Origin of the sequence: Pseudomonas kilonensis (assembly GCF_001269885.1) — a bacterium.
Taxonomy (GTDB): domain Bacteria; phylum Pseudomonadota; class Gammaproteobacteria; order Pseudomonadales; family Pseudomonadaceae; genus Aquipseudomonas; species Aquipseudomonas kilonensis.
This window is the reverse complement of record NZ_LHVH01000024.1, coordinates 443,929-459,571: the sequence shown is the minus strand read 5'-3', so window position 1 is coordinate 459,571 and position 15,643 is coordinate 443,929. Positions and strand designations below refer to the sequence as shown.

General features: G+C 60.8%; 13 protein-coding genes and 1 pseudogene. 2 read left to right on the top strand and 12 right to left on the bottom strand.

Annotated features, from left to right (window positions below):
* Positions 1–27: 27 nt before the first annotated feature.
* The 5 genes from nuoF to AD662_RS18360 all read right to left on the bottom strand — a co-directional run bounded on the left by nuoF (position 28) and on the right by AD662_RS18360 (position 4,836).
* Complete coding sequence (gene nuoF, locus AD662_RS18380) at positions 28–1,383, bottom strand: NADH-quinone oxidoreductase subunit NuoF (protein ID WP_018609199.1); 1,356 nt, start codon at positions 1,381–1,383, stop codon at positions 28–30.
* Entirely contained in the window at positions 1,380–1,877 is a 498-nt protein-coding gene (gene nuoE, locus AD662_RS18375) for an NADH-quinone oxidoreductase subunit NuoE (RefSeq protein WP_018609201.1), read from the bottom strand. Before nuoE ends, nuoF begins: the two co-directional genes overlap by 4 nt.
* A gap of 2 nt (positions 1,878–1,879) precedes the next feature.
* Positions 1,880–3,664 (bottom strand): NADH-quinone oxidoreductase subunit C/D, encoded by a 1,785-nt coding sequence (nuoC, locus tag AD662_RS18370; protein WP_018609203.1) that lies wholly within the window; start codon positions 3,662–3,664, stop codon positions 1,880–1,882.
* A 73-nt stretch (positions 3,665–3,737) separates the two neighbouring features.
* Complete coding sequence (locus AD662_RS18365; RefSeq protein WP_013693708.1) at positions 3,738–4,412, bottom strand: NuoB/complex I 20 kDa subunit family protein; 675 nt, start codon at positions 4,410–4,412, stop codon at positions 3,738–3,740.
* Positions 4,413–4,422: 10 nt separating this feature from the next.
* Positions 4,423–4,836: an NADH-quinone oxidoreductase subunit A gene (locus tag AD662_RS18360; protein WP_003203367.1), complete on the bottom strand. Its 414-nt coding sequence runs from the start codon at positions 4,834–4,836 to the stop codon at positions 4,423–4,425.
* 799 nt (positions 4,837–5,635) lie between these two features.
* Between AD662_RS18360 and AD662_RS30180 the strand changes: the two are divergent.
* Both AD662_RS30180 and AD662_RS30175 read left to right on the top strand, forming a co-directional pair.
* A pseudogene (locus AD662_RS30180) lies at positions 5,636–6,673 on the top strand (methyl-accepting chemotaxis protein); the annotation flags it as partial.
* Positions 6,659–7,576 carry a methyl-accepting chemotaxis protein gene (locus tag AD662_RS30175; RefSeq protein ID WP_408003947.1) on the top strand — a complete coding sequence of 306 codons (918 nt, stop codon included), beginning with the start codon at positions 6,659–6,661 and terminating at the stop codon, positions 7,574–7,576. The pseudogene AD662_RS30180 and the gene AD662_RS30175, both read left to right, overlap by 15 nt.
* A 112-nt stretch (positions 7,577–7,688) precedes the next feature.
* Here AD662_RS30175 and aceA read toward each other — a convergent pair whose 3' ends face one another.
* The 7 genes from aceA to mnmA form a co-directional block, all read right to left on the bottom strand.
* Positions 7,689–9,014, bottom strand: coding sequence for an isocitrate lyase (gene aceA, locus AD662_RS18350; RefSeq protein WP_018609214.1), 1,326 nt, complete (start codon positions 9,012–9,014; stop codon positions 7,689–7,691).
* Between the two features lie 456 nt (positions 9,015–9,470).
* Positions 9,471–10,232, bottom strand: coding sequence for a secretin N-terminal domain-containing protein (locus tag AD662_RS18345; protein WP_014337680.1), 762 nt, complete (start codon positions 10,230–10,232; stop codon positions 9,471–9,473).
* 302 nt (positions 10,233–10,534) lie between these two features.
* A complete protein-coding gene (locus tag AD662_RS18340) occupies positions 10,535–10,960 on the bottom strand; it encodes a GNAT family N-acetyltransferase (protein WP_018609216.1) in 426 nt (141 codons plus the stop codon).
* Complete coding sequence (locus AD662_RS18335; protein WP_014337681.1) at positions 10,953–12,119, bottom strand: ribosomal protein uL16 3-hydroxylase; 1,167 nt, start codon at positions 12,117–12,119, stop codon at positions 10,953–10,955. The genes AD662_RS18340 and AD662_RS18335 overlap by 8 nt, the downstream gene beginning before the upstream one ends.
* An 84-nt stretch (positions 12,120–12,203) precedes the next feature.
* Positions 12,204–13,574: an adenylosuccinate lyase gene (gene purB / locus AD662_RS18330; RefSeq protein ID WP_053189330.1), complete on the bottom strand. Its 1,371-nt coding sequence runs from the start codon at positions 13,572–13,574 to the stop codon at positions 12,204–12,206.
* A gap of 322 nt (positions 13,575–13,896) precedes the next feature.
* A complete protein-coding gene (gene hflD / locus AD662_RS18325) occupies positions 13,897–14,520 on the bottom strand; it encodes a high frequency lysogenization protein HflD (RefSeq protein ID WP_018609221.1) in 624 nt (207 codons plus the stop codon).
* Complete coding sequence (mnmA, locus tag AD662_RS18320) at positions 14,517–15,641, bottom strand: tRNA 2-thiouridine(34) synthase MnmA (RefSeq protein ID WP_018609223.1); 1,125 nt, start codon at positions 15,639–15,641, stop codon at positions 14,517–14,519. The genes hflD and mnmA overlap by 4 nt, the downstream gene beginning before the upstream one ends.
* Positions 15,642–15,643: the final 2 nt, after the last annotated feature.

Sequence of the window (15,643 nt, the reverse complement as noted above, 5' to 3'; positions counted from 1 at the left end):
GCACGGACCCTTCGTCTTTTTAAGCGTTTACGCGCCGACTACGATCGGCTTTGCCAGAGGCGGGACGACGGCGCTGGTGGGCGCGATGCCGGCTTCGAACTCTGGACGGAAGTATTTGATCGCGCTGCCCAACGGCTCCACGGCACCCGGTGCGTGAGCACAGAAGGTCTTGCCTGGGCCGAGGAAACCCACCAGACCCAGCAGGGTCTCGATGTCGCCGGCCTGGCCTTCGCCGTTCTCAAGGGCTCGCAGCAGCTTGACGCTCCACGGCAGGCCATCGCGGCAAGGGGTGCAGAAACCGCACGACTCGCGGGAGAAGAACTCTTCCATGTTGCGCAGCAGCGACACCATGTTGACGCTGTCGTCCACCGCCATTGCCAGGCCGGTACCCATGCGGGTGCCGACCTTGGCGATGCCGCCGGCGTACATTTGGGCGTCCAGGTGTTCCGGCAACAGGAACCCGGTACCGGCGCCGCCAGGCTGCCAGCACTTGAGCGTGTAGCCGTCGCGCATGCCGCCGGCGTAGTCTTCGAACAGCTCGCGGCCGGTGACGCCGAACGGCAGTTCCCACAGGCCAGGGTTCTTGACCTTGCCGGAGAAGCCCATGAGCTTGGTGCCCATGTCTTCGCTGCCGTCACGGGCCAGGGATTTGTACCAGTCCACGCCGTCGGCGATGATCGCCGGCACGTTGCACAGGGTCTCGACGTTGTTCACGCAGGTCGGCTTGCCCCACACGCCTACGGCGGCAGGGAAGGGCGGCTTGGAACGTGGGTTGGCGCGACGGCCTTCCAGGGAGTTGATCAGTGCGGTTTCTTCACCGCAGATGTAGCGCCCGGCACCGGTGTGGACGAACAGCTCGAAATCAAAACCGCTGCCCAGGATGTTCTTGCCCAAGAGGCCTGCGGCCTTGGCTTCTTCCACGGCACGGTTCAGGTGCTTGGCGGCGGTGGTGTACTCGCCGCGCAGGAAGATATAGCCACGGTAGGTTTTCAGCGCGCGGGCGCTGATCAGCATGCCTTCGATCAGCAGATGGGGCAGTTGCTCCATCAGCATGCGGTCTTTCCAGGTGTTGGGCTCCATTTCATCCGCGTTGCACAGCAGGTAGCGGATGTTGATGGACTCGTCCTTGGGCATCAGGCCCCACTTCACACCCGTGGGAAAGCCCGCGCCGCCACGGCCCTTGAGGCCGGCGTCTTTCACGGTCTGGACGATGTCGTCCTGGGCCATGTCGCTGAACGCCTTGCGCGCGGCGGCGTAGCCATTCTTGGCCTGGTATTCGTCCAGCCATACCGCTTCGCCGTCGTCACGCAGACGCCAGGTCAGGGGATGGGTTTCGGCCGAACGCTGGATGCGGTTGGCAGGCCCGAAGGAAGTCAGGGTCATACGTAGCCCTCCAGCAGTTTGGCGACGCCGTCAGGCTGGACGTCACCGAAGGTGTCGTCGTCGATCATCAGCGCCGGTGCCTTGTCGCAGTTACCCAGGCAGCACACTGGCAGCAGGGTGAAGCGCCCGTCGGCGGTGGTCTGGCCCAGGCCGATGCCCAGCTTGCCCTGGATCTCGCTGACCACCGATTCGTGGCCACCGATGTAGCAGACCATGCTGTCGCAGACACGAATGATGTGACGGCCTACGGGCTGGCGGAAAATCTGGCTGTAGAAGGTGGCAACGCCTTCGACGTCGCTGGCCGGGATGCCGAGGATCTCGCCGATGGCGTAGAGCGCGCCGTCGGGCACCCAGCCACGTTCCTTCTGGACGATCTTCAGGGCTTCGATCGACGCCGCGCGCGGGTCTTCGTAGTGATGCAGCTCGTGCTCGATGGCCGAGCGCTCGGTTTCGCTCAGGGCGAAACGGTCAGTCTGGATAAGCGTGCTGTTCATGCTTAGCGGTCCACGTCGGCCATAACGAAATCGATACTACCCAGGTACGCAATCATGTCCGCGACCATGCTGCCTTTGATCACCGAAGGGATCTGTTGCAGGTGTGGGAAGCTTGGGGTGCGAATCCGGGTGCGGTAGCTCATGGTGCCGCCATCGCTCGTCAGGTAATAACTGTTGATGCCCTTGGTCGCTTCGATCATCTGGAAGGATTCGTTGGCCGGCATGACCGGGCCCCACGAAACCTGCAGGAAGTGCGTGATCAGGGTCTCGATGTGTTGCAGCGTGCGCTCTTTGGGCGGCGGCGTGGTCAGCGGGTGATCCGCCTTGTACGGGCCTTCCGGCATGTTGCGCATGCATTGGTCGATGATCTTGATGCTCTGGCGCATTTCCTCGACGCGAACCATGCAGCGGTCGTAGGCATCGCCATTGGCCGCCAGCGGTACTTCGAATTCGAAGTTCTCGTAGCCGGAGTAGGGGCGTGCCTTGCGCAGGTCGAAGTCGCAACCGGTGGAACGCAGGCCGGCACCGGTGACGCCCCATTCCAGGGCCTCTTTGGTGTTGTAGGCGGCGACCCCGATGGTACGACCCTTGAGGATGCTGTTCTGCAGGGCGGCCTTGGTGTATTCGTCCAGGCGCTTGGGCATCCACTCGACGAAATCCTTGACCAGCTTTTCCCAGCCGCGTGGCAGGTCGTGGGCAACGCCACCGATGCGGTACCAGGCCGGGTGCAGGCGGAAACCGGTGATGGCTTCGATCACCGTGTAGGCCTTCTGGCGGTCGGTGAAGGTGAAGAACACCGGCGTCATGGCGCCCACGTCCTGGATATAGGTACCCAGGAACAGCAGGTGACTGGTGATACGGAAGAACTCGGCCATCATGATGCGGATGACGTCGACCTTCTCCGGTACCTTGATCCCGGCCAGTTTCTCGACCGAAAGCACGTACGGCAGGTTGTTCATCACGCCGCCGAGGTAATCGATGCGGTCGGTGTACGGGATGAAGCTGTGCCAGGACTGGCGCTCGGCCATTTTCTCGGCACCACGGTGGTGGTAGCCGATGTCAGGCACGCAGTCGACGATCTCTTCGCCGTCCAGCTGCAGGATGATGCGGAACGCACCGTGGGCCGAAGGGTGGTTCGGACCCAGGTTGAGGAACATGTAGTCCTCGTTGGCGCCCGAACGCTTCATGCCCCAGTCTTCAGGCTTGAAGCGCGCGGCTTCTTCCTCGAGCTGTTGCTTGGCCAGGGACAGGCTGAACGGGTCGAACTCGGTGGCGCGGGCCGGGAAGTCCTTGCGCAGCGGGTGACCTTCCCAGGTCGGCGGCATCATGATGCGGGTCAGGTGCGGGTGGCCGGGGAAGTCGATCCCGTACATGTCCCACACTTCACGCTCGTACCAGTTGGCGTTCGGCCAGATGCCGGTCACGGTCGGCACGCTAAGGTCGCTCTCGGACAAGGCGACCTTGATCATTACGTCACTATTACGCTCGATCGACATCAGGTGATAGAACACGGTGAAGTCGACGCCGTCGGGCAGCCCTTGACGCTTGGTGCGCAGGCGCTCGTCCACGCCGTGCAGGTCATAGAGCATGACGTACGGCTTGGGCAGGTTGCGCAGGAACGTCAGGACTTCGACGAGTTTGGCGCGGGCAACCCAAAGCACCGGCATGCCGGTGCGGGTCGGCTGGGCGGTGAACGCCTCGGGGCCAAAACGGTTGTTCAGTTCGACGACCACATCCTGGTCGTCTGCCTTGTAAGGCGGGATGTACAGAGCACTGCCTGTAGTCATGGTTATTTATCGCTTTCGGTCAACGTAAAGAATGAAGCCAGGTTCTCGTTTCTTTTAGAGGAACAGAGCTGGATCAGACTTCGTCGGGGCTGCGCAGGTTGGTGACTGCGATACGCTGTTCGCGGCGCTGTTCCTTTTGCGATGGCATGTCGGCGCGATAGACGCCTTGATCGCCAACGACCCAGGACAGTGGGCGACGCTCCTGGCCAATCGACTCCTGCAACAGCATCAGGCCTTGCAGGAAAGCTTCAGGGCGAGGCGGGCAGCCGGGCACGTAGACGTCCACGGGCAGGAACTTGTCCACCCCTTGAACGACGGAGTAGATGTCGTACATGCCACCGGAGTTGGCGCACGAACCCATGGAGATGACCCACTTGGGCTCGAGCATTTGCTCGTAGAGACGCTGGATGATCGGCGCCATCTTGATGAAGCAGGTACCGGCGATAACCATGAAATCCGCCTGGCGTGGCGATGCCCGGATCACCTCGGCGCCAAAGCGCGCGATGTCGTGGGGCGCCGTGAAGGCGGTGGTCATTTCCACGTAGCAGCACGAAAGACCGAAGTTGTACGGCCACAGGGAGTTCTTGCGACCCCAGTTGACCGTGCTGTTCAGCACGTCTTCGAGCTTGCCCATGAAGATGTTTTTGTGGACTTGATCTTCTAACGGATCGGCGACGGTTTCCCGTTCGCCAATCGGATACTGCTCGTTAGGAGCATCGGGGTCGATCCTGGTGAGATTGTATTGCATTGCCAAAGCCTCATTGTTTCAGCTTCGCTTGCCGCTTGCGCCGAGCTTCCGGAGCCCAATCAAGCGCCCCCACCCGGTAAAGGTAGACAAGACCTGCCAACAGAATTGCTATGAAAACGAGAGCTTCGACGAATCCGGTCCAGCCGCTTTCGCGGACGGACACAGACCATGCAAAGAGAAAGAGGGCTTCGATATCGAAGATCACGAAGAGCATCGCGACCAGATAGAATTTGGCTGAGAGCCGCAAGCGGGCGCCACCGGTAGGTAGCATGCCGGACTCGAACGGTTCATTTTTGCTGCGGCCCCAGGCTTTTGACCCAAGCAGGCTCGACACACCGAGCATGAAAGCACACAGGCCAACAACGCCCAGAAGGAAAATGGCAAAGCCCCAATTGTGGGCCATGAGTCCTGTCGCTTCGGACATGCTGGAAATCCTTAACAGAGAGCAAAGGTCTCTGAGCTTGAATGAAATAACGCAGTGACGATATGTCGCAGCAATCAATCGCGGTGATTTTATGGCTAAACACCGGGCAAGTAAAATTCCTATAGCGAAATTATTTATTGGAATAAGGACATAGCGCACCTCCAGGACCCTGCGGCCCAGACCTGGTGGGCGTTGGCCGGCTATTCATCAATAATATTTCGTGCGGAATGTAACAATGATAACGACTTCCAAATGATAATTATTATTATCTGTAGCGGCCTTTCTGCGGTGCACTTAGTATTGTGCCTGAGAGACTGTCTTACATCGCCGCTACTGCAATTGTCAGCGCCGCACGTTTTACTCCTTTTCGGACTGCCCAATACTGCGTTCGATCAATTTTTCTAGCCGTGCGCCGACGTTTTGTGGGGGAGGGGGTTGGTGAGGGTTGGATCTGCGTGGGGGACTGCTCCTGTGGGAGCCAGGCTTGCTCGCGATGCCGGCAACGCGGTCCCGAGGCAGACAGCGTAATCGTTCATCGCGGGCGAGCCTGACTCCCACAGATGCAGGCTTGCTCTTACAGCGTAGGTTGCTTCAAAGAAAACGGGTGAAAAAACCAGGCTCGTGCCGATTTTTGCTCGTCAGCCCCCCCCCCGCTTAATCGATACATCGCGACTTCCCTTGAAGGAATGATGTCAAATGGCTATCTTTGTGCCTCATTCATCTAATCATCTATATCAATACTTGATTAGGCTGACGCCCCTTCTTAGATAGCCGCGCCAGGTTTCATCGTTCGCGGCGGATGACCATAAGGAATGCCATGAACTCTTGGATCGCGAATATGAGCGTTATGCTCAAGCTGGCTTTGGGCTTTGCCGTTGTGCTGCTTCTGACCGCTATCCTCGCCGCGACCGGCTGGGTCAGCTTGGGCAAAATGATCCAGCGTACTGATCGAATGGCCAGCATTGCTGAACTCGGCGATCGTCTTGATCACCTGCGCAGGGCTCGCTTGCAATATCAGTTGGACCGGGGAGATGAACAAAAGGGTGCGTTGATCCAGGCGTCGCTGGAGCAGTTTGTCGCCAAGCAGAAAAGCCTCGCAAACGAGTTGAGAAAACCTGAAAACCTGAAAAAACTTGCGCTGATCGAGCAGGCCAGCACGCAGTATCAAGTGGCACTGAATACGATGCGCGAGGCTTATCGCAATGACGCCGCCATGCGCAAGGAAATGGGCGTCAATGCGGTCAAGGGTGCCGCGCTGATTGCCAAGGTCATCAATGACGTTGAAGCAATGCCTGCCTCGGATGAGCGCCGTTTCGAGCTGTACAGGATCATCCTCAAGGCAAAAGAGGACGTGGCACTGGTGCGTTATGAAGTGCGTGGCTATACCGGCAACCCCAACAGCGCCACCGAGCTCGCCGCCACCCGCCAGCTCGAAAATGCGCTCAAGGGCATCGAAACCCTCAACAGCGCTTTCGGTCCGACCTATGCCGACACCATCAAGCAGCTGGAAGCCGCGCTGATCGCTTACCGCCGTTCGGTGCTGGACTTCACTGCCAGCAATCAGGCCATTGGCAAGGCCGTGCAGGACACTGTCGATTTGGGTGAAACCATCACTCGTCTGTCTGACGAAATGTATGCCAGCCAACTGGTCTCCCGCGACGAAGACAGCGCCCAGGCTCGCATCCTGCAACTGAGCTGTACTGCCTTGGCGATGTTGCTGGGGATTTTTGCCGCCCTGATCATCACCCGCCAGATTACGCGACCGTTGCAGGACACATTGGCTGTGGTCGATCGCATTGCAGCGGGCGACCTTACGCAACACATGACCGTGACCCGTCGTGACGAACTGGGTGTCTTGCAGCAGGGTATTGAGCGCATGGGCACCACCTTGCGCGACCTGATCGGTGGCATCCGCGATGGCGTCACCCAAATCGCCAGTGCCGCCGAAGAGCTATCGGCTGTCACCGAGCAGACCAGTGCCGGGGTCAACAGTCAGAAGACCGAGACCGATCAGGTGGCTACCGCCATGCACGAAATGTCGGTCACCGTGCATGAAGTCGCGCGTAATGCCGAACAAGCTCGCGCAGCTGCATCAGAGGCCGATGCCCACGCCCGTATTGGCGACCAGGTGGTCGCGCAGGCCATCGTTCAGATTGAGCGCTTGGCCGGCGAAGTCGGGCGCTCCGTCGAAGCCATGAACGAGCTGGAACAGGAAAGCGGGCGCATCGGCAAGATCATGGACGTGATCCGGGCGGTGGCTGAACAGACCAACTTGCTGGCCCTTAACGCCGCCATCGAGGCCGCTCGCGCAGGTGACGCCGGGCGCGGTTTTGCCGTGGTCGCCGATGAAGTACGTGGATTGGCCCAGCGTACCCAGCATTCCACCGAAGAGATTGAAAGCCTGGTGGCGGGCTTGCAGAACGGCACGCGCCAGGTGTCGAGCATCATGCGAAACAGCCGCGAACTGACCGACAGCAGCGTGGAATTGGCAGGTAAAGCCGGCACCTCCCTGAGCAACATCACCCAGGCGGTTTCTGGCATCCAGGCCATGAACCAACAGATTGCCGCCGCCGCGGTGCAACAAAGCTCGGTGGCCGAGGAAATCAGCCGCAGTATCCTGAGCGTGCGCGATGTATCCGAACAGACCGCCTCCGCCAGCGAAGAAACCGCAGCCTCCAGCATCGAGTTGGCGCGCCTGGGTAACCAGTTGCAGCAGATGGTCAGTCACTTCAAGGTGTGAAAAGCGGAGCGGGGAAAACCGGCAAAAAAAAGCCCCGAACCAGTCGGGGCGTCAGATCATCGGCTTTGCGGTTAGCTTTTACTCGGTCCGCAAGGGCCGTTTACGGCGTGTATCAGTGGAACTGTTCTTCTTCGGTGGAGCCGGTCAGTGCGGTCACCGACGAAGTGCCGCCCTGGATCACGGTGGTCATGTCGTCGAAGTAGCCGGTGCCCACTTCCTGCTGGTGAGCCACGAAGGTGTAGCCCTTGGCGGCGTCAGCGAACTCTTGCTCTTGCAGCTTCACGTAGGCGGTCATGTCGTTGCGGGCGTAGTCGTGCGCCAGGTTGAACATGCTGTGCCACATGTTGTGAATGCCGGCCAGGGTGATGAACTGGTGCTTGTAGCCCATGGCGGACAGTTCGCGCTGGAACTTGGCGATGGTCGCGTCGTCCAGGTTTTTCTTCCAGTTGAAGGAAGGTGAGCAGTTGTACGACAGCAGTTGGTCCGGGTATTCCTTCTTGATCGCTTCGGCGAAGCGACGTGCCTCGTCCAGGTCTGGCTTGGCGGTTTCGCACCAGATCAGGTCGGCGTACGGCGCGTAGGCCAGGCCACGGGAGATAGCCTGGTCGAGACCGGCGCGCACCTTGTAGAAACCTTCCTGGGTGCGGGTACCGGTCACGAACGGTTGGTCGTACGGGTCGCAGTCGGAGGTCAGCAGGTCGGCGGCGTTGGCGTCGGTACGGGCCAGGATGATGGTCGGTACACCGGCAACGTCGGCAGCCAGGCGGGCAGCGGTCAGCTTCTGCACGGCTTCCTGGGTTGGAACCAGTACCTTGCCGCCCATGTGGCCGCATTTCTTCACCGAAGCCAATTGGTCTTCGAAGTGAACGCCGGCGGCGCCTGCCTCGATCATGCTCTTCATCAGCTCGTAGGCGTTCAGGACACCACCGAAACCGGCTTCAGCGTCAGCCACGATCGGCGCGAAGTAGTCGATGTAGCCTTCGTCGCCCGGGTTCTTGCCGGCTTTCCACTGGATCTGGTCGGCGCGACGGAACGAGTTGTTGATGCGCTTGACCACGGTTGGAACCGAATCCACCGGGTACAGCGACTGGTCGGGGTACATCGACTCGGCGGAGTTGTTGTCCGCGGCCACTTGCCAGCCCGACAGGTAGATCGCCTGGATGCCGGCCTTGACTTGCTGCACAGCCTGGCCGCCGGTCAGGGCACCCATGCAGTTGACGAAATCTTTCTCGGGACGGAAGGCTGGCTTGGCGCCCTGGGTCACCAGGTTCCAAAGCTTCTCGGCGCCCAGTTTCGCAAAGGTGTGCTCAGGTTGAACCGAGCCACGCAGACGGACGACGTCAGCAGCGGAATAATTGCGCTTCACGCCTTTCCAGCGCGGGTTTTCAGCCCAGTCTTTTTCAAGGGCTGCAATTTGCTGTTCGCGTGTCAGTGCCATGGAGATAAACCTCGTCGCATAGGTCTTGGTGGAAAATTCCTTGCTCCTGCCGACCAGGGATTGGCGTACAAGTCGGTTCAGGCGGGGAGGCGACGGGATGAACGATGGGCTCGAGGGGAAAGTGAGCAGGTAGGGGCGAACTGCGGGCGCATTCGGGCGTCGTGGGCCTCCATACGAACTCAGAGTGATGCCGGGTTACCTAGTTACGCTTCCGTCCCTCGGGACAACTTCGTTCCAGTCGCAACCTCGTCAAACACACCTTGTGGGCGGTACAGACACGAATCGGCTCGCAGGGTAGTTGCAAGCGTCGACCCGAAGGCCCTTGCCAGGGCCCCTGATTAGCGGGAGCGAGGCCATCATGCCTTTGGTTTTTTGGCTCGTCAAACGTTTTGTAGTGCTTTTTTTGTGGCACTACATCTTTGGTCTAATACGACTCATCAGTCAGTTTTTGGTGCTTCAGTTCAGGGTATCGACCTTGACCCGCAAAATCATGTCGTCGCGGCCCTGGGTAGAGTAGCTGCGGGTCAGGCCCTGCTTGTCGGCTTGAGTCTGGCGATTGACGCCGGCCAGGGTGATCCATTCACCCAGGCGGCCACTGACGGTTGTGTCGGTACTCTGAACGTTCACTACATCGGGACGCTCCTGACTCATACGGTCACGGTTGGTACTGATACTGAGGTGAACGGTCTCACCGGTGACGCTCGCCGTGACATAAAAACCCTGGGTGACGTTGCGGTATTCGGTCTGGCTTTGCAGGCGGCCGTAGTTGTCGGTCTGGCTGCTGGTGAAGGGCACGCTCTGGCCGACCTGGATCAGCGCCGGCTGGCCTTCGCTGGCTTGCACCTGCTGCACGCCGCCGTCACGGCTGGCGGTGCTGCGGTTGATGATGCGGGTCTGGCTGGGCGCGGCACCGTTGATCGAGTAACCCTGGTCGCCCTGCAGGTTGTTTTCGTTGGTATCGACCGTAATCAGCAGGCGCTTGGGCGCGGTGTCCAATTGCGCGAGGAATTGCCGAAGTTCTTCGATCTTGCCCGGCTCGGCGTTGACGATCAGTTGGTTGCCGTAGGCGCTGACCTGGCCGTCCTTGCCGATGAAATTCTGCGCCACCGGCAGCAGGTCGGCGCTGGTGCGGTAGTTCAGCGGCACGACTTGCGTATCGGCCATGGCTGACAGGCTGCTACCAAGCAGCAGGAGGGTCAGCAGGGTGCGTAGAAGCATGTCCATTTCTCCGTGAGACAAAGGCCTGATATTGCCAGTTTGTCGGCCCCGGGTGGCGCAAGTTGAATGTTAGACGGCAAAACGCCCCGGCATCGGTGGATGGCGGGGCGTTTTGTGGTGTTGCAGGATGTTGTTGCATGATGCTTTTTTGTGGCGAGGGGATTTATCCCCGCTGGGGCGCGAAGCGGCCCCACACGGTGCTGATGTCTTGCGGTGTCAGGTTGATCAAGGGGGCTGCTACGCAGCCCAGCGGGGATAAATCCCCTCGCCACAGGGTATTGTGTTGCTGCTTCCAGCGGTGTTCAGGCCGAATGACGGACCATGTCCACATGAGGAATCCCGGCTTCCAGGAACTCCTCGCTGACCACCGCAAACCCCAACCGCTCATAGAACGGCGTGGCATGCACCTGGGCGCTGAGCATCTGTTGCTGGAGCCCACGTTTCTCGGCTTCGGCGATCACGGCATGCATCAGCGCATCGCCCACCTTCAGGCCGCGCCAGTCCTTGAGGACCGAGACACGGCCGATATGGCCGTCGGTCAACAGGCGGGCGGTGCCGATGGGAAAGTCACCTTCAAACGCCAGAAAATGCACCGCGCTCTGGTCGTCGGCATCCCATTCCAGCTCAGGTGGAACGGACTGCTCGGCAATGAACACGGTCTCACGAATGCGCCGGATCTCGGCGTTATCCTTTTGCCAGTCTGCGACACGAACGTGAATTTTATTCATCGGCGAACCCCAGGCTGCCTTGCTTGACCAGCTCGCAGACCAGGCCGCGACCGTCTTCGTCGGCCAGCCACGGACCGAGGTTCTCGATGTGCAGGGCGTCGGCGGCGCAGATCATTTTCAGCAACTCGCGCAGCTTGCCCGGCAGGTAACGGCTCTGGCCGCTGGCGAACAGCAGCAGGTCGTCATCGACTTCCGACCAGGCCAGGCGCGCGCTCGGGTTGCGAATGATCACGGCGCCTTGTTCCAGGCTGGCCAGCAGGTCGTCTTCTTCCAGTTCCGGGCCCACCACCAGTTCCGGGTAGCGCGGCTCGGTCATGAACTGGCCGAACCAGGTCAGCAGCAGGCGCTCGTCGCTCATGTGCTCGGCCAGCAAGCCCTTGAGGCGGTCGAGGGCGTCCTGCTGGATCTGGTGCGGGTCGGCTACAGGGCGCGCGTCGGCGTCGGTGTAGCGTTCTTCGTCCGGCAGGAACTGGCTGAGGAAGTCGGTGAAGTGGGTCAGGACTTCAGCGGCGCTCGGCGCACGGAAACCCACCGAGTAGGTCATGCAGTCGTCCACGGCCACGCCACAGTGGGCCAGGCGCGGCGGCAGGTAGAGCATGTCGCCCGGTTCCAGGGTCCACTCGTCGGTGGCTTCGAATTCGGCGAGGATGCGCAGGTCGGCGTGCTGCAGCAGCGGGCTTTCGGAGTCGCACATCTGGCCGATTTTCCAGTTGCGCTGGCCATGGCCCTGCAGCAGGAACACGTCGTAGTTATCGAAATGCGGACCCACGCTGCCACCCGGGGCGGCGAAGCTGATCATCACATCGTCGATGCGCCAGCTCGGCAGGAAGCGGAAGTTCTCCAGCAGCTCGCTGACTTCCGGTACGAACTGATCGACCGCCTGCACCAGCAGGGTCCACTCGCGCTCTGGCAGCTTGCTGAATTCGTCTTCGGCGAACGGGCCGCGACGCAATTCCCAGGGGCGCTCGCCGTGCTCGATCACCAGGCGCGATTCGACTTCTTCTTCCAGGGCCAGGCCGGCCAGTTCGTCGGCATCGATCGGGTTCTGGAAGTCAGGAATCGCCTGACGGATCAGCAGGGGCTTTTTCTGCCAGTAGTCACGCAGGAACTCCCGTGCCGTGATGCCGCCCAGGAGTTGCAGAGGAATATCAGGATTCATGTGTAACCTATTGAAAAAATATACTTTTCAGACGCGAATAAAAACGCCCGGCGCGGCCGGGCGTCTCAAAGGTAAAGCCGTGGCTCAGATGCGCTTGGCTTGTGCCGCTGCGTTGCCAATGTAACTGGCCGGCGTGAGCTTTTTCAGCTCGGCGCGGGCCGCGGCAGGCATGTCCAGGCCATCGATGAAAGTCTGCAACGCTTCAGGGCTGATGCCCTTGCCACGGGTCAGTTCTTTCAGCTTTTCATACGGGTTTTCGATGTTGTAGCGACGCATCACGGTCTGGATCGGCTCGGCCAGGACTTCCCAGCAGGCGTCCAGGTCGGCGGCGATCTTCTGCTCGTTCAGTTCCAGCTTGCTGATGCCCTTGAGGCTGGCTTCGTAGGCAATGACGCTGTGGGCAAAACCCACGCCCAGGTTGCGCAGCACGGTGGAGTCGGTCAGGTCGCGCTGCCAGCGGGAGATCGGCAGTTTGCTCGCCAGGTGCTGGAACAGCGCGTTGGCGATGCCCAGGTTGCCTTCGGAGTTTTCGAAGTCGATCGGGTTGACCTTGTGCGGCATGGTCGAGGAGCCGATTTCGCCAGCGATGGTGCGCTGCTTGAAGTAACCCAGGGAAATGTAGCCCCAGATGTCACGGTCGAAGTCGATCAGGATGGTGTTGAAGCGCGCGATCGCATCGAACAGCTCGGCGATGTAGTCATGCGGTTCGATCTGGGTGGTGTAGGGGTTGAAGCTCAGGCCCAGCTCGTCTTCGATGAAGGCGCGGGCGTTGGCTTCCCAGTCGATGTCCGGGTAGGCCGACAGGTGGGCGTTGTAGTTGCCCACGGCGCCGTTGATCTTGCCCAGCAGCGGCACGGCGGCCACTTGGGCGATCTGGCGCTCCAGGCGGTAGACCACGTTCGCCAGCTCCTTGCCCAGGGTGGTCGGCGAAGCCGGTTGACCGTGGGTGCGCGACAGCATCGGCACGTCGGCGAAGCGAATCGCCAGCTCGCGGATGGCCTGGGCGGTCTGGCGCATCAGTGGCAGCATCACCTCATCGCGGCCTTCGCGCAGCATCAGGGCGTGGGACAGGTTGTTGATGTCCTCGCTGGTGCAGGCGAAGTGGATGAACTCGCTGACATTGGCCAGTTCCGGCAGCTTGGCCGCCTGCTCCTTGAGCAGGTACTCGATGGCCTTGACGTCGTGGTTGGTGGTGCGCTCGATCTCTTTGACGCGCTCGGCGTGCTCCAGCGCGAAGTTGTCCGCCAGGGTGTTGAGCACCGCGTTGGCTTCGGCGGAGAACGCCGGGACTTCAGGGATGGCAGGGTGGGCGGCCAAGCGCTGGAGCCAGCGCACTTCAACCAGGACGCGGGCACGGATCAGGCCGTACTCGCTGAAAATCGGGCGCAGGGCCTGGGTTTTGCCGGCGTAGCGGCCGTCAACAGGGGAAACCGCAGTGAGCGAAGAGAGCTGCATGGGGTGTTCTCGGACAGTCGGGCAACGAAATGGGGCGCGTATCATACATGAAAACAATCGCCGGTCCGTCGCCAACTGACCGGCGTATTACGCGTAACGAGATAAAACTTTTAATACCTGTGGCGAGGGAGCTTGCTCCCGCTGGGCCTGTAGGAGCTGTGTAGGAGCTGTCGAGTGCAACGAGGCTGCGATCTTTCCCCAGACGCTTGAATCTCAAGTGAAGGATCAAAAGATCAAAAGATCGCAGCCTCGCTTCGCTCGACAGCTCCTACAGGCCCAGTGGGGGCAAGCTCCCTTGCTACAAAAAAACGGTCGAGGCGACTTATTCGTTGCGCATCAACGGGTAAAGCTCTTTCAGCAATTTGCGCCGGCTGATCACCAGTTGCCAGCGATGGCCGCCCAACTGCCGCCACAGCCGTGCCGAACGAATCCCGGCCAGCAACAGGGCGCGGATCTTCGAGGCGTTGCTCGGTTGCTGCAGGTTGCGCATGTCGCCGTGCACCTGGATGCGCTGGCGCAAGGTGCTCAGGGTGTCCTGGTACAGCGCGCCGCAGGCCGCGACGACGTTTTCGTGGGACGGGCCGAAGTGCTCCACCTGGGACTGGATTTGCGGCAAGCGTTTGCCGATGGTTTCCAGCAGGTCGTCACGCTTGGCCAGTTGACGCTCAAGGCCCAGCATCGACAGGGCGTAGCGCAGCGGTTCGCGTTGCAGGGCGCTGGGATCGCGCTCCAGGGCGCCGATCAGCGCACGATAGCCTTCGCGCAGGTTCAAGTCGTCGCCGCCGTAGACTTCCAGGGTGTCCTTGGGGTCGCGAACCAGCAGGCTGCCGAGCATGCAGGCCACGCCCGCTTCGGTGGCCTGGCCGGTCTTGGCGATCCTGTCCACCAGCACGGCGGCGAGAAACACACCGCCCAATGCCGTCAGTTGTTCCTGGATGGGGCTCATGCCTTGCTGCTCCAGGGTTCCGCGACTTCGATCACGCCGCCGCCCAGGCATATTTCGCCGTCATAGAACACCACGGACTGGCCGGGCGTGACTGCCCGCTGCGGGTCATCGAAGGTGGCGCGGTAGCCCGTGGCGGTTTTTTCCAGGGTGCAGGGCTGGTCGCTCTGGCGGTAGCGAACCTTGGCCGTCAGGCGACGTGGTTCGCTGAGGTCGATCGGGTTGACCCAATAGATGTCGGAGGCGAGCAGGGCGCGGGAAAACAACCATGGGTGGTCGTTGCCCTGGCCGACGATCAGCTCGTTGTGCTCCAGGTCCTTGACCAGCACGTACCACGGCTCTTCCCCGGCGTCTTTCAGGCCGCCGATGCCCAGGCCCTGGCGCTGGCCGATGGTGTGGTACATCAGGCCATGGTGGCGGCCGATGACTTCGCCTTCGGTGGTCTTGATCTCGCCCGGCTGGGCCGGCAGGTATTGCTTGAGGAAGTCGCTGAAACGGCGCTCACCAATAAAGCAGATCCCGGTGGAGTCTTTTTTCTTGGCGGTGGCGAGCTGGTGTTTTTCGGCGATCGCACGCACTTCGGGCTTTTCCAGTTCACCTACCGGGAACAGGGTCTTGGCGATCTGCTCGCCGCCGACGGCGTGCAGGAAGTAGCTCTGGTCCTTGTTCGGGTCCAGGCCCTTGAGCAGTTCGGTGCGGCCGTCGATGTCGCGGCGGCGCACGTAGTGGCCGGTGGCGATCAGGTCGGCGCCGAGCATCATGGCGTAGTCGAGGAACGCCTTGAACTTGATTTCGCGGTTGCAGAGGATGTCCGGGTTCGGCGTGCGGCCGGCCTTGTATTCGGCCAGGAAGTGCTCGAACACGTTGTCCCAGTACTCGGCGGCGAAGTTGGCGGTGTGCAGCTTGATGCCGATCTTGTCGCACACGGCCTGGGCGTCCGCCAGGTCGTCCATGGCGGTGCAGTATTCGGTGCCGTCGTCTTCTTCCCAGTTCTTCATGAACAGGCCTTCCACCTCATAACCCTGCTCGATCAGCAGTAGGGCGGAAACGGAAGAGTCCACGCCGCCGGACATGCCGACAATGACGCGTTGCTTGGGAGTGTTCGAAGAGGCTGGATCACGCATAG